This window comes from Roseateles sp. P4_D2 (genome assembly GCF_056401875.1).
Genome location: NZ_JBFUIM010000007.1, coordinates 12,873 through 33,807, shown reverse-complemented (window position 1 = coordinate 33,807; position 20,935 = coordinate 12,873). Strand labels below are relative to the sequence as shown.

Annotated in this window: 15 protein-coding genes; 4 read left to right on the top strand and 11 right to left on the bottom strand. The window is 66.9% G+C overall.

Annotated elements, in window-relative coordinates; all coding sequences use genetic code 11:
- Positions 1–31: 31 nt before the first annotated feature.
- Both AC1DW0_RS13940 and AC1DW0_RS13935 read left to right on the top strand, forming a co-directional pair.
- Positions 32–1,441 (top strand): glycoside hydrolase family 43 protein, encoded by a 1,410-nt coding sequence (locus AC1DW0_RS13940; RefSeq protein WP_477946453.1) that lies wholly within the window; start codon positions 32–34, stop codon positions 1,439–1,441.
- A gap of 105 nt (positions 1,442–1,546) precedes the next feature.
- Positions 1,547–3,721 carry a 3-keto-alpha-glucoside-1,2-lyase-like domain-containing protein gene (locus tag AC1DW0_RS13935; RefSeq protein ID WP_457356650.1) on the top strand — a complete coding sequence of 725 codons (2,175 nt, stop codon included), beginning with the start codon at positions 1,547–1,549 and terminating at the stop codon, positions 3,719–3,721.
- Positions 3,722–3,892: 171 nt separating this feature from the next.
- On the opposite strand, the gene AC1DW0_RS13930 is transcribed toward AC1DW0_RS13935, so the two are convergent.
- The 9 genes from AC1DW0_RS13930 to AC1DW0_RS13890 all read right to left on the bottom strand — a co-directional run bounded on the left by AC1DW0_RS13930 (position 3,893) and on the right by AC1DW0_RS13890 (position 17,144).
- The gene (locus AC1DW0_RS13930; RefSeq protein WP_477946451.1) at positions 3,893–4,834 is read right to left on the bottom strand and encodes a PA14 domain-containing protein; all 942 of its coding nucleotides are present in this window, start codon (positions 4,832–4,834) and stop codon (positions 3,893–3,895) included.
- A 108-nt stretch (positions 4,835–4,942) separates the two neighbouring features.
- Positions 4,943–6,439: a tryptophan halogenase family protein gene (locus AC1DW0_RS13925; RefSeq protein WP_477946449.1), complete on the bottom strand. Its 1,497-nt coding sequence runs from the start codon at positions 6,437–6,439 to the stop codon at positions 4,943–4,945.
- Between the two features lie 63 nt (positions 6,440–6,502).
- Positions 6,503–9,361, bottom strand: a complete 2,859-nt coding sequence (galA, locus tag AC1DW0_RS13920) for a beta-galactosidase GalA (protein ID WP_477946447.1) — start codon at positions 9,359–9,361, stop codon at positions 6,503–6,505.
- Positions 9,358–10,479 carry a glycoside hydrolase family 5 protein gene (locus AC1DW0_RS13915; RefSeq protein ID WP_477946445.1) on the bottom strand — a complete coding sequence of 374 codons (1,122 nt, stop codon included), beginning with the start codon at positions 10,477–10,479 and terminating at the stop codon, positions 9,358–9,360. The genes galA and AC1DW0_RS13915 overlap by 4 nt, the downstream gene beginning before the upstream one ends.
- Before the next feature lie 93 nt (positions 10,480–10,572).
- The gene (locus AC1DW0_RS13910) at positions 10,573–12,213 is read right to left on the bottom strand and encodes an alpha-L-fucosidase (protein ID WP_457356516.1); all 1,641 of its coding nucleotides are present in this window, start codon (positions 12,211–12,213) and stop codon (positions 10,573–10,575) included.
- 90 nt (positions 12,214–12,303) lie between these two features.
- Positions 12,304–12,450, bottom strand: a complete 147-nt coding sequence (locus AC1DW0_RS13905) for a hypothetical protein (RefSeq protein WP_457393764.1) — start codon at positions 12,448–12,450, stop codon at positions 12,304–12,306.
- Positions 12,451–12,521: 71 nt separating this feature from the next.
- Entirely contained in the window at positions 12,522–14,084 is a 1,563-nt protein-coding gene (locus tag AC1DW0_RS13900; RefSeq protein WP_477946443.1) for a family 43 glycosylhydrolase, read from the bottom strand.
- A gap of 88 nt (positions 14,085–14,172) precedes the next feature.
- Positions 14,173–15,486 (bottom strand): GDSL-type esterase/lipase family protein, encoded by a 1,314-nt coding sequence (locus AC1DW0_RS13895; protein ID WP_477946442.1) that lies wholly within the window; start codon positions 15,484–15,486, stop codon positions 14,173–14,175.
- Positions 15,483–17,144 (bottom strand): GH35 family beta-galactosidase, encoded by a 1,662-nt coding sequence (locus AC1DW0_RS13890; RefSeq protein ID WP_477946440.1) that lies wholly within the window; start codon positions 17,142–17,144, stop codon positions 15,483–15,485. The genes AC1DW0_RS13895 and AC1DW0_RS13890 overlap by 4 nt, the downstream gene beginning before the upstream one ends.
- Positions 17,145–17,447: 303 nt before the next feature.
- Here AC1DW0_RS13890 and AC1DW0_RS13885 point away from each other — a divergent pair, with 303 nt between their 5' ends.
- Positions 17,448–18,176, top strand: a complete 729-nt coding sequence (locus AC1DW0_RS13885; RefSeq protein ID WP_457447856.1) for a FadR/GntR family transcriptional regulator — start codon at positions 17,448–17,450, stop codon at positions 18,174–18,176.
- Between the two features lie 144 nt (positions 18,177–18,320).
- Positions 18,321–19,052 (top strand): FadR/GntR family transcriptional regulator, encoded by a 732-nt coding sequence (locus AC1DW0_RS13880; protein ID WP_457322483.1) that lies wholly within the window; start codon positions 18,321–18,323, stop codon positions 19,050–19,052.
- A 22-nt stretch (positions 19,053–19,074) separates the two neighbouring features.
- Here the strand turns inward: AC1DW0_RS13880 and AC1DW0_RS13875 are convergent, their stop codons facing one another.
- Both AC1DW0_RS13875 and AC1DW0_RS13870 read right to left on the bottom strand, forming a co-directional pair.
- Entirely contained in the window at positions 19,075–20,610 is a 1,536-nt protein-coding gene (locus AC1DW0_RS13875) for a UxaA family hydrolase (protein ID WP_477946437.1), read from the bottom strand.
- Positions 20,600–20,929, bottom strand: coding sequence for an L-rhamnose mutarotase (locus AC1DW0_RS13870; protein ID WP_056197501.1), 330 nt, complete (start codon positions 20,927–20,929; stop codon positions 20,600–20,602). The genes AC1DW0_RS13875 and AC1DW0_RS13870 overlap by 11 nt, the downstream gene beginning before the upstream one ends.
- Positions 20,930–20,935: the final 6 nt, after the last annotated feature.

The window sequence follows — 20,935 nt, the reverse complement described above, 5'->3', positions numbered from 1 at the left end:
TATTTCCCACTTCCCCCAATTTCCGCCCGTCATGAAAAAACCAACCTTCTCCGCTGTCGTTCTCTTGTCCGTGTTGGCTCTGCTGCCCGCGACGTCATTCGCGCTCAACCCGGTTATTCAAACGATGTACACGGCCGATCCGGCCCCCATCGTCCATAACGGCACGCTCTACCTGTTTTCCGGCCACGACGAAGATGTCGGGGAAAAAGGTAACTTCAACATGAAGAACTGGGTGCTCGCCACGACGACGGACATGGTGAACTGGACCCAGCATGGCGCCATCGCCTCCCTCCGGGATTTTCCCTGGGCCGCCAAGGAGATCTCAGGCGGGGATGGTTTTGACAACGGCGCCTGGGCCCTCCAGGTGATTGAGCGGGATGGCAAATGGTATCTCTATGCTCCGTTGCAAGGCCGGGGCATTGGCGTGCTGGTCGCCGACAATCCCCTCGGGCCTTACACCGATCCCCTCAAAAAGCCGCTGATCGGCGGCCAGTATGACAGTATCGATCCGACCGTTTATATCGACGACAAGGGCCAGGCCCATCTCGCCTGGGGCAATCCCAATCTGTGGTCGGTGAAGCTGAACAAGAACATGATTTCCTACGACACCAGCGTCGGGGAGAACGGCCTCATTCGGCATCCGATGACCATCAAGGCCTTGGGCGAGCGCATCCCTGCGGACGCAAAACGCGGCACGTCTTACGAAGAAGGCCCCTGGCTCTATAAGCGCAATGAGCGCTACTACCTGTTTTTTGCCGCTGGTCCGCTCCCTGAGCCTCTCGGCTACTCCACCGGCCCCACACCGCAAGGGCCGTGGACTTACGGCGGCCCCGTCATGGCCCCGCAGAGCGCCTTCACCAACCACCCGGGCGTGGTCGATTACAAGGGCAAGACCTACCTTTTCTATCACAACGCCGCGCTTCCGGGAGGCGATGGCTTCAAACGTTCCGTGTGCGTCGACGAGTTGAGGTTCAACCCCGATGGTTCGGTCCCGATGGTGCAGCCGACCAAGGAAGGGCCGGCACCGGTCGGCCCGCTCGATCCCTACAAGCGAGTCGAAGCCGAGACCATCGCCTGGTCTTCCGGCGTCAAGATCGAGCCGAGCAGCGCCGGCGGCCAGAACGTGCGCGACATCCACGACGGGGCCTATATCCAGGTGCGAAATGTCGATTTCGGCGTGACCGGCGCGCGCGCCTTCATGGCCAGCCTCTCCAGCACGGCCAAGGCCAAGGAGGCCAGCGGGGCGAAGATCGAGATTCGTCTGGGCAAGCTCGACGGCCAGTTGGTCGGCACCCTGCCGGTCTCGGGAACCGGCGGCGAATGGAAGCAGCAGTTGGCCGAGATCTCTGGAGCCTCCGGCATCCAAGATCTTTTCTTTGTATTCCGCGGTGCGGCCGGCGAAGAACTGTTCAAGTTCGATTACTGGCAATTCTCAAAATAGCTGTAGGCATCGGGTCGGCACGAAGTCGAACTTCCCAATACGCGAGACTAATTTGTTTTTAATTGCCGGCCTAAGCCCGGCCTGACGATTTCGTGGAAGTTTCCTATGCGCGGCCGTTTTTCCTTGCCAGTTATATTTCTGTTATTGATTATCGGATTCAACGGCGTACTCGCATCACCGCCAGAGCAGCGCATTACGCTGCAAGGCGATGCGGGCGGGAAGCGTTTTGACGGCATCGGCGTCGTCGATGGCGGCGGGGCCACTTCGGTCTTGTTGAAGGATTATCCGGAACCCCAGCGCAGCCAGATCCTAGATTTGATTTACAAGCCCAGGTTCGGTGCCTCCGTCAGCGCGCTGTACGTCGAAATTCCCGGCGACGGCAATTCCACGCAGGGTTCCATGCCCAGCCACATGCACAAGCGCGATGACTTGAATTATTCGCGCGGCTATATGTGGTGGGTTATGCAGGAGGCCAAGAAGCGCAATCCAAAACTCTCGCTTGATGCCACCGCCTGGAGCGCGCCCGGATGGCTGGGCGACCAGGGCCCGGTATTTAAAAAACAAGCCGGTAGCGACGACAAGGGCGACCTCAACTTCTTTTCACAAGACACGGCCAACTACTACGTGACGTGGCTCCAGGGCCTGCGCCAGGTGTATGGGCTGGAGCTGGACGCGATCGGCATTCGCAATGAAAAGGGCGTGAGCTATGACTTCAGCAAGGCGCTGCGCACGACCCTGACAGCGAATGGTTTCAAGTCGACAAAGATTCACGCCTTTGACAACTGGCCGGACGATTGGAAATTCAATTTTGTGAAGGACATGCTGACGGACAAAGACTTGCGCGACTCGATCGACATCATCGGCGCCCATATCAATCCGCCCGAGTCATTTACGCCGGCATCGGTGCGCGAGTTGGCCGACCGCCTCAACAAGCCGATCTGGAATACCGAGCAGCACGTGTACAAGGCTGGCTACGACGGGCTGATCTCGATGGTGCAGGGTTTCAACGAGAATTTTGTTCGCAGCGGCGCCACCAAGGTCGTCAACTGGTATGGCATTGCAGGCCTGTACACCATGACCCCGTATTCCGGCGAGAAGGAAGCGGCCATACGGGCCAATTGGCCTTGGAGTGCGCATTACCAGCTCAACCCCGTGCTTTGGGGTTACGCCCATTACGGCCAATTCACCGAAATTGGCTGGACCTACCTCAAGGGTGGTAGTGGCGACCTGACGGCGGGCGGCACTTATGTCACCCTGAAATCGCCAGCCAGCGACTACAGCATCATCCTTGAAACCAAAGACGCCAAGGCCCCGCAGCAGGTCCGGTTCGAAATTGGCGGCGGCCTGTCGTCGAACGAGCTGGCTGTCTGGCGCAGCAATGAGAAGGAGCACTTCGTACGCCAGGATGACCTCGAACCGGTCAATGGTGTCGTGACGCTCACCCTCGATCCGCATGCTGTCTATTCACTGACGACCACCCGCGGGCAGCGCAAGGGTGGTTTCGACAAGATCCCGGAGGTCAAGGCTTTCCCCTTCCCCTATTACGAGACCTTCGAACAGTACGCCGATCCGAAGCAATGGGGTTATTTGCCGCGCTACTTCTCCGACATCAGCGGTGCCTTCGAGTTGACCGCTTGTCCAGGGGGGAAGGGACGTTGCTTGCGTCAGATGACGCCAGTGCCAACGATCTCGTGGGGGCCCGACTGGCAGCCGTACACCATCGTGGGTGACGACGCCTGGCAAGACTACGAAGTCAGCGCCGACGTGTATCTGCAGCCTGGCGACGCGGCCGCCGTGATGGGGCGTGTGAACCACGTTGGCACGGGTTTCGGCGTCACGCCGAAGGGCTACTTCGCGCAACTGGACGACAACGGGCAGTTGCGGTTGGTGGTCATTCGCGGCAAGGCTGACCCGAAGAAGCTGGAAGGCGACGCCGAGCAGCAGGCCTTGATCAAGGCGCAAAACGACAGCAGTCCTGGTGGCGAAAAAGTGCTCGCGACGACGCAGTTGGCGGGCATCGCGCCGAACCGGTGGCACAAATTGGCGCTGCGTTTCAGCGGGTCCACCATCACCGCCGTCGTCGACGGTAAAGCGGTACTCAGTGCGACCGACACGCTGTACGGGAAGGGAATGGCGGGACTGATGGCGGGCGCATCGCAGAACCGCGTCAGCACGCCGTACTTCGACAATGTGCTGATCAACAGACTGGATGGCACTTTGCCGAAGCCAGCGACCGCCATCGCTGGACAGCGTCCGGTTTATCCAAGCTCGGCGCGGTGAACTTCTGCGGTCGATCATCGGTCTGACCGATGATGGTCGATCTGAAATCGACATGTTCTCCTACGAGAAACGCGGCGAGCATGAGTCGCGGTGGGCAGCCGGCAGATGGACGCTGACCACAGTGGTCAGCGCGTAACCCAGCGGTGCACGGGTCAAGCTCGCGGCATCGTGCTATCCCGGGGCCGAAGCGGCGGCCGGCGGGCGGCCGAGCAGCCGGCGGGGGATGTACTGGTAGTCCTTGCCGTCCGGCTTCTTCCAACCCAGGATCAGCGCGAGACCGTAGCCAGGCCCCTGAAAGTAACGCACACGGAAATTACGCAGGCCCTTGGCCAGCTTCACGGTTTCCATCAGCGGATACGCCGCATGGATGCCGTCGTTGTTGATCACCTCCACGTCATCGATGGTGAGGATGGCCCCGTCGTCAGACAGCAGCATGAGGTCCATGGTGAGGTCCTGCGGCATGTTGACGGTGAAGCGGATGTCCAGCCCGAACCATTCGTTCATGTCCAGGCCAGGGAAGCCCTCGCGGTGGTCGCGCGGCGTGATGTCGAGCTGGGCCAGGCAAACGGTCTTGATGGGTTTGCGCCGGCGCATTTCGTTCACCGACTTGGTGTCCGGTCGGAGGCGGTAGACCTCGGCCACCATCGGCCGGTCCGGTGAGTCCGCGCATTCCTCAAACAGCTTGGCCGGCGCCGCGCTGCTGGCCGCCGGGGCAGGCGCTGGCGGCGGGGCCACGCTGACAGCCGGCGGTGCCGGCGCCACCGCCACCACSGGCGCGACGGCTTGCGGCACGGGCGCGACCTTGGGCACCTCGATCACCGGGAGTTCGGGCATGGGCGGCATGCTCGGGGGCGGCAGATCGGGCATCTTTGGGGSGGGTGGCGGGGGCTCGGGAGGCTTTGGCGGGGTCTTGAGCTCAACGATGCTCACATCCGTGATGCGGGGCTTCTCTGGGGGCGGCACGCGGGTGCGCCACATCAGCACCGCCGCCAGCAGGATGAGATGGACGATCACCGCAATGGTCAGCGCATAGCCGTTGACCCCCCGCCGCCATTGCTGCTGCTGTCCGGTTTCGGTGGTGGGCTTGCCGGCCTCGGGTGGTATCGGGTTCATGGTCTTCTACTTCAGCAACTTAAAACGGGTTCATGGGCATAGATGGGAGCCTGCCACCGCCAGCGCCAGGCGGCACGGCGGCACGGCGGCACGGCGGCTGGGCGCCGTTCATACGCCGCCCCTGGCCAACACCTGGCCAAGGAAGGCCTCATGCGAGGGGAGCCGGGCAACCGACTCGGCGATGGCGTGGCGGCGCTGCTGCAGGGCCTGTCGCGCCTCGTCGGGCGGCATTTCCTGCAGAACCGGGTCGGTGCGTTCGGGCCAGTGCTGCATGCCGGCATGGATGGCCAGCCAGCTGTGCTCGTCAAAGCCCTCGTCGCCCTGCAGGTGCAGCAGGCCCAGGCGGCGCCAGGCGTCGATCTTGAAGGCCAGCGTCTCGGGCAGTTCCATCGCCGCCATGTCGCGCCACAGCGCGCTGTCGCGGCGTGCCGTGAGGCAGTAGTGAAGGATGATGAAGTCGCGGATGCGGCTGAACTCGCGCACGGCCCGCGCGTTGTAGCCGGCCACCACGCCCTCGCTGATCGGCTGGCCGGAGGTCAGCAGGGTCATCAGGTGGCCCAGGCCACTCTGGATCAGGAAGATGCTGGTTGATTCCAGCGGCTCCAGGAAGCCCGAAGACAGGCCGAGTGCCACGACGTTGTGGACCCAGAAACGCTCGCGGTGGCCGGTGGTGAAGCGCAGCAGCCGCGGTTCGGCCAGTGGCTTGCCGTCCAGCTGCTGCAGCAGCTGCTCGCGGGCGCGGTCGGCGTCGATATGGCGGCTGCTGAAGACATGACCATGCCCGGTGCGGCTTTGCAGCGGGATGCGCCAGGCCCAGCCGCCTTCGAGCGCGGTCGCGCGGGTGTAGGGCGTCAGCGCCGTGCCGGTGCGCTCGCAGGGGCACGCCCAGGCGCTGTCCACCGGCAGCCAGCGGCTGAAGTCGACGAAGGGTTCTTCCAGCGTTTTGCCCAACAGCAGCGAGCCGAAGCCGGAGCAGTCGATGAAGAGGTCGCCTTCGATCTCGCGGCCATCGGCCAGCCTGAGGCTGTGAACGCCGCCGTCGGCGCGCCGCGTGACGCCGACGATGCGCCCGTCGGTGCGGCGCGCGCCACGGCCGAAGGCCAGGCGGCGCAGGAAGCCGGCATAGAGGGTGGCGTCGAAGTGATAGGCGTACTTGTAGGGTGCGCGGCCCTCGTCGTCGGGCGGCACGAAGCGGCCCTGCATGGCCATGACGGTGGGCAGGCATTGCTCGCCAAGCCCGCCGAGCGCCGGGTCGGCCAGGCGCCGGTACTGGCCCCACAGCGCGTGCGGCCCCTGCATCTCGCCGAAGTCGCCGAAGGTGTGGAAGTAGCGTTCGCCTTGCACCCGCCAGTCGCGGAACTCGATGCCCAGCTTGTAGGTGCCGTGCGTGGCACGCAGGAATTCGGCCTCGTCGATGCCGACCAGCCGGTTGTAGTTGCGGATGGACGGGAAGGTCGCCTCGCCGACGCCGATGATGCCGATCTCCTCGGACTCCACCACCTCCACGGTGCAGCGCCCCTTCAGGCCGGTGGCGATGGCGGCGGCGGTCATCCAGCCTGCGGTGCCCCCGCCCACGATGACGATGCGATTGAAGCTCTGGCTCATGAGGGGCTCTTTGGGTTCAGCTTGCCGGTTCCAGATGGGCGGTGGGATCGCAGATGGCGCGGTTCAGAAGGCGTCGAGGGTCAGGCTGCCCAGGTCCAGGCCGTCGCCGCGGGCGCGCAGCGTGGCGCGGCCCGGGCTGCCGGTGGATTGCAGGATCACCTGCGCCTGGCCGTTGAACACGCTGCGCTGCCATGGCCCGGCGGCGGTGGACGTGCGCAGCGTCGCCCAGCGACGGCCGCCCTGGGCGTCGTCGAAGAGCTTGCGAGTGCCACCGGCTGGCGTGGCGAAGACCAGGCTGAGCGTGTTGCTATCGTTCAACTGCGCCGGGTCGAGGTCGATCACGCCCATGCCTTCCTCGGGCCGCGGCGTCACCGGGCGGCCATTCAGGTAGACCTGCACACCGGGTGCGATGTCGCCCACGAACAGCGATGCGCGTCTTGCCGTCGCAGGCGGGCGCGCAAAGCTGGCATGCACCACGTTCCAGGCGCTGTCGGCCGGTTGCGCGTCGGCGGGCACCCAGGCGAAGGGGTCACGCCCCTTGGCCTCGCCGGCACCGGCCAGCAATGCCGCGGCGTCTTCCGAACGTGCCACGCCTTGCAGGCGCCAGTGGCCGAGCGCGGCGTAGCGATGGAACTCGGCCGGCTTGTCGGCCTCGTGAGAGCCGGGATCGCCGTTGCCCATGCCGATCAACCGCGCGGGGCCTGAAACCTCGAAGCTGAGGCGCTGGTTGGCGGTGGGAACGACGCGGCCTTCACGGTCAACGACGCTGACACGCACCACCGCCACGTCGTCGCCGTCGGCGCGGATGCGTGCGCGGTCCGCCGTCAGCCGCACGGCGCTGCCGTCGCCTGTGGTGGCCACGGTCTCGGTCACGACCAGCTTGCCGGCCTGGTAGCCGCGCGCCGTCAGGCTGCCCGGCGCGTAGGGCACGCTCCACTGCAGGTGGGCGTAGCGCGCCAGCGGCTTGCGGCCGAGCGAGCTGCCGTTCAGCAGCAGTTCCACTTCGTCGGTGTTGGCGTAGACGCGCACATCGACGGGCTGGCCTTCGCGGCCGGGCCAGTTCCAGTGGGGCAACACATGCACCATCGGCTCAGACGTCCAGGCAGCCTTCAGGTAGTAGCCGCTGTCCTTCAACGCACCGGTCGTGTCCATCATGCCGAACTGCGAGGAGACGGCGGGCCAGCCGTAGGGCGTGGTCTCGCCGCGGTAGTCGAAACCGGTCCAGACGAACATGCCGGCCATAAAGGGGCGCTCGGCGTTGAAGCGCCAGGCCTCCTCGATGGACGCCGTCGACGCGCCGCCGGAACGCTTGTCGTAGGCGGCGACGTGCACCCGCGCCGGGTCGTCGGCGTAGATGCCGCGCGTGGCGTAGGTCAGGCCTTCCTCGGTGACGACGGACGCACGCTCGGGGAAGCGCTTGTGCATCGCGTCGATGTCGTGCTGCGCCTTGTAGTTGAAACCCAGCACCTCGGAGCCTACTGCCGTGCCTTCGGGCCCGCCGGAGCTGGACGCAGCCAGCGTCGCAGGGCGCGTCGGGTCCATGCGCTTGACGATGGCCTGCATCTCGCGCGCCAGGCGGGTGCCGATCTCGCTGTTCTCGATGGCCCATTCCTCGTTGCCCACCGACCACAGGATGACGGACGGGTGGTTGCGGTCGCGCCGCACCATGCGTTCCATCTCGTCGCGCAACTGCGGCGCGGTGCCCATCATGCGGTGCTCGTCAATGACGAGGATGCCAAGGCGGTCGCAGGCGTCCAGCAGTTCGGGCGTGGCCGGGTGGTGGGCCGAGCGGATCGCGTTCACACCCATGTCTTTGAGCATCTTCAGCCGCGCGTCATGCATGGCATCCGGCAGCGCGATGCCGATGCCGGCATGGTCCTGGTGGTTGTTGGTGCCATGCAGCTTGACGTGCTGGCCGTTCAGGAAGAAGCCCTGGTTCGCGTCGAAGCGGAGGGTGCGGATGCCGAACGGCGTGTCGTACTTGTCGATCACCTGCCCGCCGCGCTTCACCTGCGTCGTCAGCGTGTAGCGCTGCGGCGTCAGCAGCGACCACAGCTTCGGTGCGGTCACGCGCAGCGTGGCGCTGGCCTCTGCGGTGGCATCCACCGCCACGCGCCGGGCGGGCACGCTGCCGCGCGCGACGACCCGGCCCTCGGGGTCGCGCAGCTCGTGTTCCAGGCTGAACGACTCGGCGGCCTTGCCGTCGTTGCGCACCGTCACGTCAACGGCCACGTCGGCGCGGTTGCCGTTCACCGTGGCGCGCACGAACGTGCCCCAGTGGTCCACATGCAGTGGCTCGGTTTGCGTCAGCCAGACGTGGCGGTAGATGCCGGCACCTTCGTACCACCAGCCTTCCTGCGTGCTGGCGTCCACGCGCACGGCGACGACGTTGCGGCCGCCGTAGTGCAGGTAGTCGCTGATGTCGACGCGAAAGCTCGAGTAGCCGCTGGCCTCGTGGCGCAGGTAGTGGCCGTTGACCCAGACCACGCTGTCGCGGAAGACGCCGTCGAACTCCAGCGCGATGCGCTTGCCCTGCGCCGCGGCGGGGACGCTCAGCTCGCGCCGGTACCAGCCGACGCTGTTCTCCGGAAAAGCCCTGCCGATGGCCTTGGAGCCGTGCGTCGTGCTGCCGCGTGCGTCGAAGGGCAGTTCCACCGCCCAGTCGTGCGGCAGGTCGACGCGGCGCCACGGCCGGTCGTCGAACTCGGCCGACGCGGGGCCATCGCCAAAGCCGGCCTTGGCGAAGAAGAAGGCCCGCGTGCTGTGATCGAAGTCCTGTGCGGGATCTTGCGCGTGGCCGAGCGCGAAGCGCCAGCCGTCGTCGATGCGGGTGCGCTGGCGCGGGTTGTCATTGGCTGCTGCAGGCCCCGCGCACAGCGTCAGCGCAAGCAGCCAGGTGAAGAAGGAGGAGAACTTGTTCATGGCTTCTTGGCGGTGTCGGCGGCGTTGGCAGCGTTGACGATGAGTTCGATGACGGCGTCCTTGCGCGCGCCAGTCTTGCGGTCGAACAGGCCGCCGGTGTCCCAGTAGACGGGCACCATGCCGTGGCGCACGGCCGAGCCGGTGATGTACTCGTTCCAGTACATGCGGTAGCGGTCCATGCCTGGGTAGGCGCGCTTCATGGCGACGGCGTATTCACCCAGCACCACCGGCACGCCCTTGTCGATGAAGGCGGCCTTCAGCGCCTGGAAGGCGGCATCGACCTGGGGCTCGTTGGCCCAGGTCACGGTGGCGGCGGGGTCGGTGGCGATCTTGCCCCACTGCCAGATCTTGCTCTTGTCGTCGATGGTGAAGGGGAAGGGGTCGTAGTAGTGCACTTCCATCATCAGCCGCGCGGGCAAGGTGTCGGCGGGCAGCTTGGCGTTGCATCCCAGTGCATCGATGTGACTCGTGTTGTAGGACTGCACGATGAGGTGGCGCTTGGCGTTATTGCCGCCGGTGGCGCGCACGGTGTTGACGAAGGTCTGGTTGAAGCTGTTCTGCACCGTGCAGTTTTCGGGCGTGGGCCGGCCGTATTCCTTCTCGATGTGCACTTCGTTCGTGCCGGCGAACAGCAGGTGGTCGTCGTAGCCCTCAAAGTTCTTGGCGATCTGGGTCCAGAACTTCGTCAACCTGGCATTGACCTCGGCCTGCTTGGCGTAGGTGGGGTGGTCCGCCCAGCCGCCGTCCCAATGGGTGTTGAGCAGCACGTACAGCCCGGCCTTGCGGGCGTAGTCCACCACCTGCGTGACGCGGGCCATCCAGGCGGGGCTGATGTTGCCGTTGGCATCGGCGTACTGGTTCCAGGCCACCGGGATGCGCACGGTATTGAAGCCGGCCGCCTTGAAGGCGGTCATCACCACCTGGTTGGCGGGCGGGTTGCCCCAGGCGGTTTCGCTCGGCACGGCCTCAAGCGTGTTGCCCAGGTTCAGGCCGGGCGACATCTCCCGGGAGAGCTGCAGGCTGGTCAATTCGCGCATGCCGGTGCCGTCGGCGGCGCAAGCCGCAAACGCGCAGGCCAGCCCGAGGGGCAGCAGAAGCGTCGAAAGAAGGGTCTTCATGGATTTCTCAGTGAACATCGGCGACGGCATACCCGTCTTCAGCGCAAGGATTCCAGGATCACCGCGGCACCGCCGCGATGACCAGGTTCAGCTTCAAGCCAGGCCAGCGCCGCGGATCTTCAGCGCCACGGCCGGCGTGCCGGCGAGGCCCTCCGGCAGCTTCACCTCCAACCCCTTGCGGCTGCGCGTGAAGGCCAGGCTGTCCGTCGAACCCAGCACCTCGACGCGCTCGATGGCACCGGGCGCCAGCGCCGAGTCCTGTGCCAGCGCCTGGATGCGCAGCAGGCCGCCTTTGGGCCAGCCCAGTGCGATGGCGTAGAGGGCGCCGCCCTTGGTCGTGAAGCGGATGTCCTCGGCGCCGAAGTGCGCCTTGCCTTCGCTGAACATGCCGCCGCCCACGCGGGTCGGGCCTTCGCCGAAGCTGCGCCAGGGGCGTGTGCCGTGGATGGCCTCGCCATTGCGGCCCATCCACTCGGCCATCTGCTCGAGGAAGCGGCGCTCGTCGGCATCGATGCTGCCGTCACCGCGCACGGGGATGGACAGCAGCAGGTTGCCGTTCTTGGAGACGATGTCGCACAGGCTGTGGATCACGCTGGCGGCCGACTTGTAGCTGTGGTTGTTGAACACGCCACGGTTGTAGTGCCAGTCGCCGATGCAGGTGTCGGTCTGCCAGGGCAGCGGCTCGATGCCTTCGCGCTGGCCGCGCTCGACGTCCTCGACGACACCGGCACGGCGCTCGGGCGGCAGCACCTTGGCATTGACAACGGCCTCCAGCTTGCCGCCGTGCCAGGCCATGCTGGCGTTGTAGTAGTGCGCCGTGATGTCCAGCCCGGCCTGGCCCAGGGGCAGGCCGGAGTTGTCGAAATAGACGAGGTCGGGTCGGTAGCTGTCGATGAGGTCGCGGCAGCGCAGGAACCACTGGCGGGTGAACGCCGGGTTGTGCGGCGGCGCCTTCTCGTCCCAGACGCGGTCGTTCTGCTCATGCCACTCGTTGGCCGTGCGGATGGTGTTGATGCCGTCGGGCATGACCATGTTGCGGCCGGTGTAGAGGTCTTGCGGATCCAGGCCTTCCCACCAGGTGCCCTTGCCGTCAGCCTTGGTCAAGCGGTAGGCGTCGTAGCGCTGGCCGGCCAGCGGGCCTTCGGGGTCGTAGCCGTAGGCCGTCTGCAGCCAGTGCCAGGCATGCGCCGAATGGTTGCTGACGCCAAAGCGCAGGCCCTTGGCACGCGCCACCTTGGCCCATTCGCCGACGAGGTCGCGCTTGGGGCCGACGCGCACTGAGTTCCAGCCGTGGTACTTGGAATCGTAGGCGTCGAAGTTGTCGTGATGGTTGGCCAGCGCGACGAAATACTTGGCGCCGGCCTTGGCGTAGAGGTCCATCAGGGCCTCGGGCTCCCAGGCCTCGGCCTTCCAGCGGTTCTGCATCTCCATGAATCCGACCTTGGTCGGGTGGCCATAGGTGCGCACGTGGTGGTCGTACTGCCAGTTGCCCTGGGTGTACATCTGGCGGGCGTACCAGTCGCCCATCTCGGGCACGCACTGAGCGCTCCAGTGCGCCCAGATGCCGAACTTTGCGTCGCGGAACCAGTCCGGCGTGCGGTAGCCCTCGACGAGGGAGTCCCAGGTGGGCTTGAACGGGGCGGGCGCAGCCTGCGCCGCGGGCAGGCCGGTGGCGCCAGCGGCAGCGGTGGCGGCCTGAAGGAAGGAGCGGCGGGTCGGGAGATGTGCGGACATGGCGGTGTCAGATGTGGAGATGGGCATGGCGCGCCGAAGCACGCCATGCCCGTTTTGCGATGCCGGCCCTGTGGTTGCCGGTGGGGACGTTTACTTTGTAGCGTCGACGAGGGCATTGATCTGGTCAGGCAGGCGCGGCGCACCGGCGTCAGCCATGCCGCTGCCGCAGCCCTGGGCGTGAGCCAGCGCGGGCAGCGCCGACAACAGGCGCAGGGTCTTCAATAACTTGGACTTCATGGATCAACCTTTTCTCTTGCGGAAATGCTCGGCGCGAATGTCTCCGTCGCGCTCGGGCTTTGGGAGGGATCTCAGGGCTCGGGCCCGATGCAGTTGTAGCTGAAGCGGCGCAGGCGCACCTCGCCCTCGCCGGCGGCGAACAGCGCCGGCCGCAGGCTTGCAAGGCTGCCGGCGGCGGTCTGGTGCAGGGCTGAAACCTCAGTGAGCCACGGGTTGCAGGTCCAGGGACCGTCGCCGATCGCATGCTCGAAGGTCAGGAGGTGGCGGCGGTTCGTCACGCGCAGGCGGTGATGCTGCCCTTGCACGGCCTGCCGCATCCAGCCGTGGCGCTGGCCATAGCTGTAGGTGTGCATCTGGCCGTCGCCGATGCCCACGCCGACAAAGCCGCGCGCGTCATGGAAGAGAGCCAGCCCACCCTGGGCCGCACCTTCAAGCTCGAATTCGATCTCGGCGGTGTAGCTGCGATCGCCCGCGAGGCAGGTCAGCGGTGAGCAGTCGGACAACCCCGTGCCCTTGCCCCGCAGCGTCAGACCGGTGCCGTCATAGCGGGTGCGCTGCAGGTCCTCGGGCGTTGCGTCCTGGAAGGTCCACTGCAGGCCGAGGCGGTCATGCGTGAAGTCGTCGCTGAGCGAGAGACCCGCTGCCAACACCGATCCACCGCGCGGCTTGCGCTGGGCCCGGTCGAGCGGGTCGCCATTGCTGCGCGGCCAGCCGTCACGCGTCCATTCGATCGGCGCCAGCAGCACCTGCCGCCCGAGGGTGCGGTAGCCGCTTTCGTGGCCGTGGCACAGCATCCACCAGTCGCCTGCCGGGCCTTCCACCAGGCTGGCAGGGCCGCTGGTGCGCCACGGCCCGTCCGCTGCGCTATCGATCAGGCTGAACGGGCCGTCCTGCCAGGGCCCGGCGATGGAAGGCGCTCGCGCCACCTTGACCACATGGCCGTCAAGCGCGTTGGCGCACTGGGCCTGGACGCGGTAGAAGAAGTCGCCCCGGCGCAGCAGCTTGGCGCCGGCGGTCGCGGCCGGTGCGGCGCTGCGGGCCGTCTGGGCATGGACAAGCCCACCGATGGTGGCCAGTCCGTCGTCCGTGAGGCCGACGCGCCGGTCGCCGTTGACGAAGAGATGGCGCCTGCCGTCCTCGCCCACGACATGGGCCGGGTCCAGGCACCCCTGCAGCCCCAGGTCGACGGGATCGCTCCAGGGCCCGCGGATGCTGTCGGCGTGCATGACGTGGATGCCGACCCCCTGAGGCCGTAGCAAGGGGAGGTAGAGGAAGTAGCGGCCGTTGTGCCGGACAAGATCCGTCGGCGAGCCCGTGCCGGGCGGCTGGTTCAGCGCCGCGGCTATGGGCACCCAGTTCACCAGGTCGCGTGAATGCCAGATCACGGCACCCGGACAGGACTGCCGCGACGAGAAGGTCATGTAGTAGTCGGGGCCGTCCTTCAGGATGGCGGGGTTGGGGTGGTCGCCGGCCACGACGGGGTTGCGAAAGCTTCCGTCGCCCAGGTCCGCCAGCCGCTGGCCGTCGATGCCGCGGCCCCAGGACTGGGTAGGGCGGGTCGTGCCTGCGCTGCCGAGGGCTGCCACCACGGCTGGATGCCGCGGAACCAGGGGCAGCGTGGCCGGCGTGTTCATGCCTTGGACACGAAATGGTCGTGCGCCCACGCGCGGCACGGCAGGCCGCCCGGCATCCGGGTCGGCTCGGCAGCGGTGGCCGCCAGCGTCATGGCGTCGACCTCAGCAGCTTCTGCAGCGTCGGCGCCATGGACCGCTGCCAGATGTCGTAGCCCTTGGCGTTGGGATGCAGCAGGTCGGGCATGACGTCCTTGCCAAGCGTGCCGTCGGTATTGAGCAGCGCGGCATTGATATCCAGGAAGTGAACGCTGCGGCCGTCTGCCAGGCCTTCGAGGAGCTTGTTGACGCGCTGGTTGATGCCACGCAGGAAGTCGTCGGGCTTCTCGCCGCGCGGGAAGATGGCCAGCATCAGCAGCTGGGTCTTGGGCAGGCGCTGGCGCAGCTCGTCGAGCAGGCGCTTGACGCCGGCGGCCGTTCGCTCCGGCGCCTCGGCGCGGTGGCCGGTGTTGTTGGTGCCGATCATCAGCACGGCCACCTTGGGCGCGATGCCATCGACCTCGCCGTGCTGCAGCCGCCACAGCGCGTTCTCGGTGCGGTCGCCGCCGAAGCCCAGGGCCAGTGCGTGCAGCGGCGCGTAGTGGCGCTGCCAGACCTCGCTGCCGTCCTTCTCCCAACCCTGGGTGATGGAGTCGCCGATGAAGACGACTTCGGGCGGCGTGCCGGCGGCGATCAGCCGGGCCTTCTCCTGCAGCTTCTGTTCGTGGCGCGGCTGCCACCAGTCGACGGCCCAGGACTCGTTGAGCATGGCCGGCGTGACGGACTCGGTGCGGTAGTCGGGGCAGGCCAGCCCGGCCTTGGCCGTGCGCGTGATGCGCACGTTGGCGACGCTGACGCGGCCCGTGCCGGTCGCGTCGATGGCGAACGGCAGCCTGACCTTGGAGAAGTCGGCGCCTTCGCGCGTGAAGCAGCTCATGGCCAGGGCGACGTGCTGCCAGCCCTTGCCGGCCCAGCTGCGCGCCGGCTCGATGAGGTTGACGCCGCGCTCGCAGCCGTCGCCGCAACTGAGCTTGGCACGCACACCGCCCTTGGCGAGTTCGGCCACATCGAGGTCGAACTCCAGCGTGCCGCCCAGGTAGGGGCGCAAGTCCAGCGGCTCGCGGCTTTCGATGCGCAGCGTGGCCTGCCAGAGGTCCTTCCAGTCCAGCAGCACGGCCTCGCGTTTGCCGCCGGTCGTGAGTGCGCTGGCGGCCAGCGTGCTGGCTCGTGCGTAGTCGGCGGTCGGCGCCGGGACGACGACGCCGTCGCCTGTCAGCTCGACCTGTTTCTCCCAGTGGCCGACGACAGTGCGCCAGGCGGCCGATGGCGCCGGCAGGAGGGTGATGTCGGGCGCTGCCTGCGCCAGGGCGCCCAGGGCCGCCGTGGTGAGCAGCGCGCCTAGGATTGCCGTGCGAACGCCGCTCACTTGTAGCGCCCCATCTTGACCTTCAGCACGCGCGGGTTCGCGACGAAGTTCAGGCCCCAGTCGACCTGGTCGCCGTTCCAGCGGCGCTCCATCACCCACTTGCCGCTGGTGTCGAAGTGGCCTTCCTCGGCGTACTCGATCAGCGTGCGGCCGCTGCCTTCGATGTCGTCGATGCGCACGCGTGCCTGCTGGCCCACCAGCAGGAACTCGTCGTCGCCGATCTGCGCGATGGACACGCCACCGACGAGCTTGGCGGCATGCGCCGGCGCCTCCTTCTGGTTGCCCGGCCATTCACGCTCGCCGAACTGCCACTGGCCGAAGGTGACGTGGGCCTTCCAGCCCTTCATCGTGACGAACTGGTCGGCATGGTCGTCGGGCTCGGACACGCCGTGCGTGCGGCCCTCGAAGGCCCATTGCGCCCACTGGCGCTGCATCGGCCGGAAGGCGGCGAAGATCTTCGCGAAAGGCTCCAGCGTGGCCTTGTCGTTGGTCTTGGCGCCGAGCGGGTAGTTGGCGTAATCGAAGTAGTCGATGCCGAAGGGCGAGACGCCGATGGAGCCGCTGCCCAGGATCTGATAGAGGTAGCGGGCATAGAGCTCGGCATTGCCGATCTCGGGCACGAACAAGGCGTTGTCGGGACGCTTGAACTTGGCCAGATTGGCGCTGAGCTTGGCCGACTCGGGGTTGTAGATATCGGGGCCGACGATGTCGATGGCGGGCGCGGCGGCCTTGTAGATGTCGATGACATCGTAGGTCGGGCCGCCGCTGGCGAAGTTCTTGTTCCAGGGCTTGGGCGGCTGCTCCAGCGGGTCGCGCAGCGCGTTGTTGACATACATCGGCAGGTCGTAGACGGCGCGGCCGGCCTTGGCGATCTCGCCGATGTAGCGGGCCTTGGCCCAGGCATGGAAGTACTCGTCGGCGTACTCGCCATAGACGGCGCGCCAGTTGCCCTTGGCCGCGCCCGGCACCGGCGCCTTCTTGCGGGCCAGCACGGCGGCTGGCACGTCGGCTTCGAAAGCGGCCTGTGCCGTCTTGCCGAAGTCGCGCACCAGGCCGAAGGTGCCGACCTCGTTTTCCACCTGCACCATCAGCACGGTGCGCTCGTTCTCGTCGATCTTCTTCAGGTGGGCCATCAGCGCCGTGAAGGCTCGTCTGTCGGCCTTGAGCGTTTCTTCGCCGAGGGGCGAGAGGCAGTAGCTGTTCTTGCCGTCCGGCTCGACCATGCGCGGGAAGCGCTGGTTGTCGAACTTGACCCAGGCGGGCGTGTACTGCGGGCTGGTGTTCTTCCAGGTGCCGAACCACAGCAGCACCACGCGCACCTTGTTCTCGCGCGCCTGCTTGACGAGGGTGTCGACGAAGGAGAAGTCGAAGCGCCCTTCGACGGGTTCGATCTGCTCCCAGGCCACCGGCACCTCCACGGTGTTGGCGTGGATGTCGGCAATGGCGGGCCAGACCTTCTTCAGCGCCTCTGGGTAGTTGCTGGAGTTGTGGACCTGGGCGCCCAGGATGGTGAATGGCGCGCCGTCAACGATCAGCGCGTGACGGCCGTCGCGCTGGGCGAGGCGGGGCATGTCGGCCGCGAGGGTGGCCGTGGCGGCGAGGGGCAGGGCAACCGCCAGCGCCACTTGGGCGAGACGGCGCGAAAGAAGAATCGGCATGGCGGCGGGAACGGGCCCGGCCAGCGCTTGTACGCCGGCCGACGGGAGATCAATAAGTGCAGCGAAGCTGGAGCGTGCCGCGGCGGCTTGGCAGCTCGCTCTTTCAGGTTGATGGCCTGTTGCGTTCGGTCAAACCACTTTGGTATTGCCACTTTGCCACTGAGACTTTTTGGTAAGACCGGTGAATACCCGAATTGATCCCGCGCAGCAGGGATATTCATTGGGGTTTTCGTGACGTGGCTGTAAATTTCGCAATTTGGGGCGTTAGCATGTGGTCAGTCCAATTGCCACATCCAGGGAAACATGGCTCAACACCCTCGCGGTAGCGACACGCGCCGCCAGTACCAGTTGGTCGCGGACCGCATTCGAGCCTTGATCGAGACGGAAGGCCGAGAGGCCGGGTCGCGGCTGCCGGCGGAGCGTGACCTCGCCTTGCAGCTCGGCGTGTCACGGCCGTCGTTGCGCGAGGCACTCATTGCGCTGGAGATCGATGGCCGCGTCGAGATCCGCGGCGGCTCGGGCGTGTATGTCTGTGCCGGCCAGGACCAGGGCGATGTGGCAACGTCGGCCCTGGGAGACAGCCCCGGCGAACTCATGCAGGCGCGGGTCGTGCTCGAAAGCGCGGTCGTCACGCTGGCGGCGGCCCGGGTCACGCCGGCGGGATTGCAGCGTATCGAGGAGGCCTTGCAGGCGATGCGTGAAGACCATGCCTTTGGGCGCAAGCCGGTCGAGGCCGACCGGCGTTTTCACTTGGGCATTGCCGAGATGTGCGGCAATTCGGTGCTTGTCGGCATGGTGGGAACGCTGTTCGATGGCCGCCACAGCCCGATCTCCTCGCGCATGAGCGGTCGCTTCGAGCCAACGCATGCCTGGCACGTGGCGCTGGCGGAGCACCAGGCCATCCTCCATGCGCTGGAGGCGCGCAACCCGCAGGCTGCGGCTGCCGCGATGGGCAGCCACCTGCTGGCGTCGCACGGCCGATGGATCGGCGAACCGTCCGATCCGCCGGTCGGGGCGGCTGTCGCCGACTGAGGCAACGACCAGCCTCGCGCCGGCATGGCGCCTCAAACGGTCAGATCCTTGAGCGATTTCGCCAGGGTTTTCCTTGCGAAGCCGAATCTTTCGCGCGGCGCGCGATAGCATTTGGTCAGTCCAATTTTTTGATTCAAGTGAGCCATGGCCAGTCAACCTCGCGGCGGCGGCGACGCCCGCCGCCAATATCAGCTGGTCGCGGACCGGATTCGAGCGTTGATCGAGACCGAAGGCATCGCCGACGGATCACGCCTGCCGGCGGAGCGTGAGCTGGCGCTGCAGCTGGGTGTGTCTCGGCCATCGTTGCGCGAGGCGCTGATCGCGCTGGAGATTGACGGCCGCGTCGAGATCCGCGGCGGCTCGGGCGTGTACCTCTGCGCCGCCACCGAGCGCGGCAATGTGGCGACACCCGCGTTGGGCGAGAGCCCCGCCGAGCTCATGCAGGCGCGCGTCGTGCTCGAAAGTGCGGTCATCACGCTGGCCGCGGCCCGGGTCACCAAGGCCGGGCTGAGGCGCATCGAGGACGCGTTGGAAGCGATGCGCGAAGATCACGCCCATGACCGCAAGCCTGTCGAGGCGGACCGGCGCTTTCACCTCAGCATTGCCGAGATGTGCGGCAATTCGGTGCTTGTCGGCATGGTGGGAACGCTGTTCGACGGCCGCCACAGCCCGATCTCCTCGCGCATGAGCGGGCGTGTCGAGTCAACCCACACCTGGCAGGCGGCGATGGCTGAGCACGAAGCCGTCCTGCATGCGCTGGAGGCGCGCAACCCACAGGCCGCAGCGGCGGCCATGTGCAGCCATCTGCTGGCCTCGCACGGTCGCTGGATCGGCGAACCGTCCGAATCGGCTGCGCGGCGCGCCATCGCCGTCTAGCGCGGCGCTGGCGCCGCGCGCCTCACATGACGGCGCCCAGCTGCCAGGGCACGAACTCGTTGTCACCCAGGCCATGCTGCTCGCTCAGCGTGAGACGGCCCGACGCCGTCTCCACGATCAGCCGGAACAGCGCCTCGCCAGCCTCGGCCACCGTTTGCGAGCCCTCGACGATGCCGCCGGCATTGAAGTCCATGTCCAGGGGCATGCGCTCGAACAGGCGGCTGTTGGTGGCGAGCTTCAGCGAAGGCGTGGGCTTGCAGCCATAGGTCGAGCCACGCCCCGTTGTGAAGCAGATCAGGTTGGCGCCACCGGCCACCTGGCCCGTGGCTGACACGGGGTCGTAGCCCGGCGTGTCCATGAACACCAGACCGTGCGCCTGAACGGGCTGCGCGTACTCGACCACGTCATTGAGCGTGCTGCTGCCGCCCTTGGCCACGGCGCCGAGCGACTTCTCGAGGATGGTGGTGATGCCACCCGCCTTGTTGCCGGGCGACGGGTTGTTGTTCAGCTGCGCGCCATGCAGGGCGGCATACGTCTCCCACCACCGGATGCGGGCCAGCAGCCGCTCGGCCACTTCAGGTGATGCGGCGCGGGCGGTGAGCAGATGTTCAGCGCCGTAGATCTCGGGCGTCTCCGACAGGATGGCCGTGCCGCCGTGGCGCACCAGCAGGTCCACCGCGGCGCCCAGTGCCGGGTTGGCGCTGATGCCGGAATAGCCGTCCGAGCCACCACATTGCAGGCCGATGACGAGATGGGACAGCGCCACGGTGCTGCGCCGGGCGGCGCTTGCCTGCGCGGCCAGTTCACGGACGAGCTGCTTGCCCTGCTCGACGGCTTCGCGGGTGCCGCCGGCCTGCTGGATCGTCAGCGTGTGGATGCGTTCACGCGCTTCAGCAGGCAGGCCCTGCACCAGCGGGTCGACCTGATTCACTTCGCAGCCCAGGCCGATCAGCACCACGCCGGCGAAATTCGGGTGGGTCGCGTAGCCGCGCAGCGTGCGGCGCAGCAGTTCCAGGCCTTCGCCCTCGGCGCTCATGCCGCAGCCGCTGCCGTGCGTGATGGCGACCACGCCGTCCACGCCAGGGAAGGCAGCCAGCGCCTCGCCGCTGAAAGCCTGGGCGATGGCCTTGCAGACGGTCGCCGAGCAGTTCACGCTGGAAAGCACGCCGATGTAGTTGCGCGTGCCGACACGGCCGTCATTTCGCACGAATCCCTCGAAACTGGCCGCCTCGCCAGCGGCCAGTGGCGCTGCGGGCGAGCGGCTGGCCGCCTGGGGTGGCGCTTCCTTGGCCATGTCGACGTTGTGGACGTGCACATGGTCGCCGGCCTGGATGGCGGTGCTGGCCACGCCGATGGGCTGGCCGTACTTCAGTACCACCTCACCGGGCGCGATGGCGCGCAATGCGATCTTGTGGCCCGCGTCGATGGCAGCGCGAACACGCAAGGCAGCACCACCCGGCGCGGCGATTTCTGCGTTTTCCGCCAGCGCCACGCGCGCCACGGCGACGTTGTCGCTGGCGTGCAGCAGGATCAGCGGCGGCGCTTCGTCAGTCGACATGGAAGACGCACTCCATGGCTGCCCAGTGCTCGCCAGGCGCGCGGCTTTCCAGCGGACGCTGGCAGGGGCTGCAGAAGGTCCACCAGCGGCGGGTTTCGGCGTCGGCGGCGATGGCCGCCATGTCGGCCTCGTAGTCGCTGCCGTGGTATTCCCAGCAGCCGAACAGCAGGTTCTCCGGCTCGCGCAGGAAGATGCTGTAGTTGCGGATGTTGGAGGCGGCCAGGCGCGCCAGCACCGCGGGCCAGACGGCCGCGTGCAGGCGCTTGTATTCGGCGATACGGTCCGGCTCGATGCCGATCACCATGCCCATGCGTTGCATTGCGTG

Coding starts and splice junctions, on each gene's coding strand:
- AC1DW0_RS13940 (WP_477946453.1), top strand. CDS start 32: ATGAAAAAACCAACCTTCTCCGCTGTCGTTCTCTTGTCCGTGTTGGCT.
- AC1DW0_RS13880 (WP_457322483.1), top strand. CDS start 18,321: ATGGCCAGTCAACCTCGCGGCGGCGGCGACGCCCGCCGCCAATATCAG.
- AC1DW0_RS13915 (WP_477946445.1), bottom strand. CDS start 10,479: ATGAAGACCCTTCTTTCGACGCTTCTGCTGCCCCTCGGGCTGGCCTGC.
- AC1DW0_RS13910 (WP_457356516.1), bottom strand. CDS start 12,213: ATGTCCGCACATCTCCCGACCCGCCGCTCCTTCCTTCAGGCCGCCACC.
- AC1DW0_RS13870 (WP_056197501.1), bottom strand. CDS start 20,929: ATGCAACGCATGGGCATGGTGATCGGCATCGAGCCGGACCGTATCGCC.
- galA (WP_477946447.1), bottom strand. CDS start 9,361: ATGAACAAGTTCTCCTCCTTCTTCACCTGGCTGCTTGCGCTGACGCTG.
- AC1DW0_RS13890 (WP_477946440.1), bottom strand. CDS start 17,144: ATGCCGATTCTTCTTTCGCGCCGTCTCGCCCAAGTGGCGCTGGCGGTT.
- AC1DW0_RS13900 (WP_477946443.1), bottom strand. CDS start 14,084: ATGAACACGCCGGCCACGCTGCCCCTGGTTCCGCGGCATCCAGCCGTG.
- AC1DW0_RS13885 (WP_457447856.1), top strand. CDS start 17,448: ATGGCTCAACACCCTCGCGGTAGCGACACGCGCCGCCAGTACCAGTTG.
- AC1DW0_RS13925 (WP_477946449.1), bottom strand. CDS start 6,439: ATGAGCCAGAGCTTCAATCGCATCGTCATCGTGGGCGGGGGCACCGCA.
- AC1DW0_RS13935 (WP_457356650.1), top strand. CDS start 1,547: ATGCGCGGCCGTTTTTCCTTGCCAGTTATATTTCTGTTATTGATTATC.
- AC1DW0_RS13905 (WP_457393764.1), bottom strand. CDS start 12,450: ATGAAGTCCAAGTTATTGAAGACCCTGCGCCTGTTGTCGGCGCTGCCC.
- AC1DW0_RS13875 (WP_477946437.1), bottom strand. CDS start 20,610: ATGTCGACTGACGAAGCGCCGCCGCTGATCCTGCTGCACGCCAGCGAC.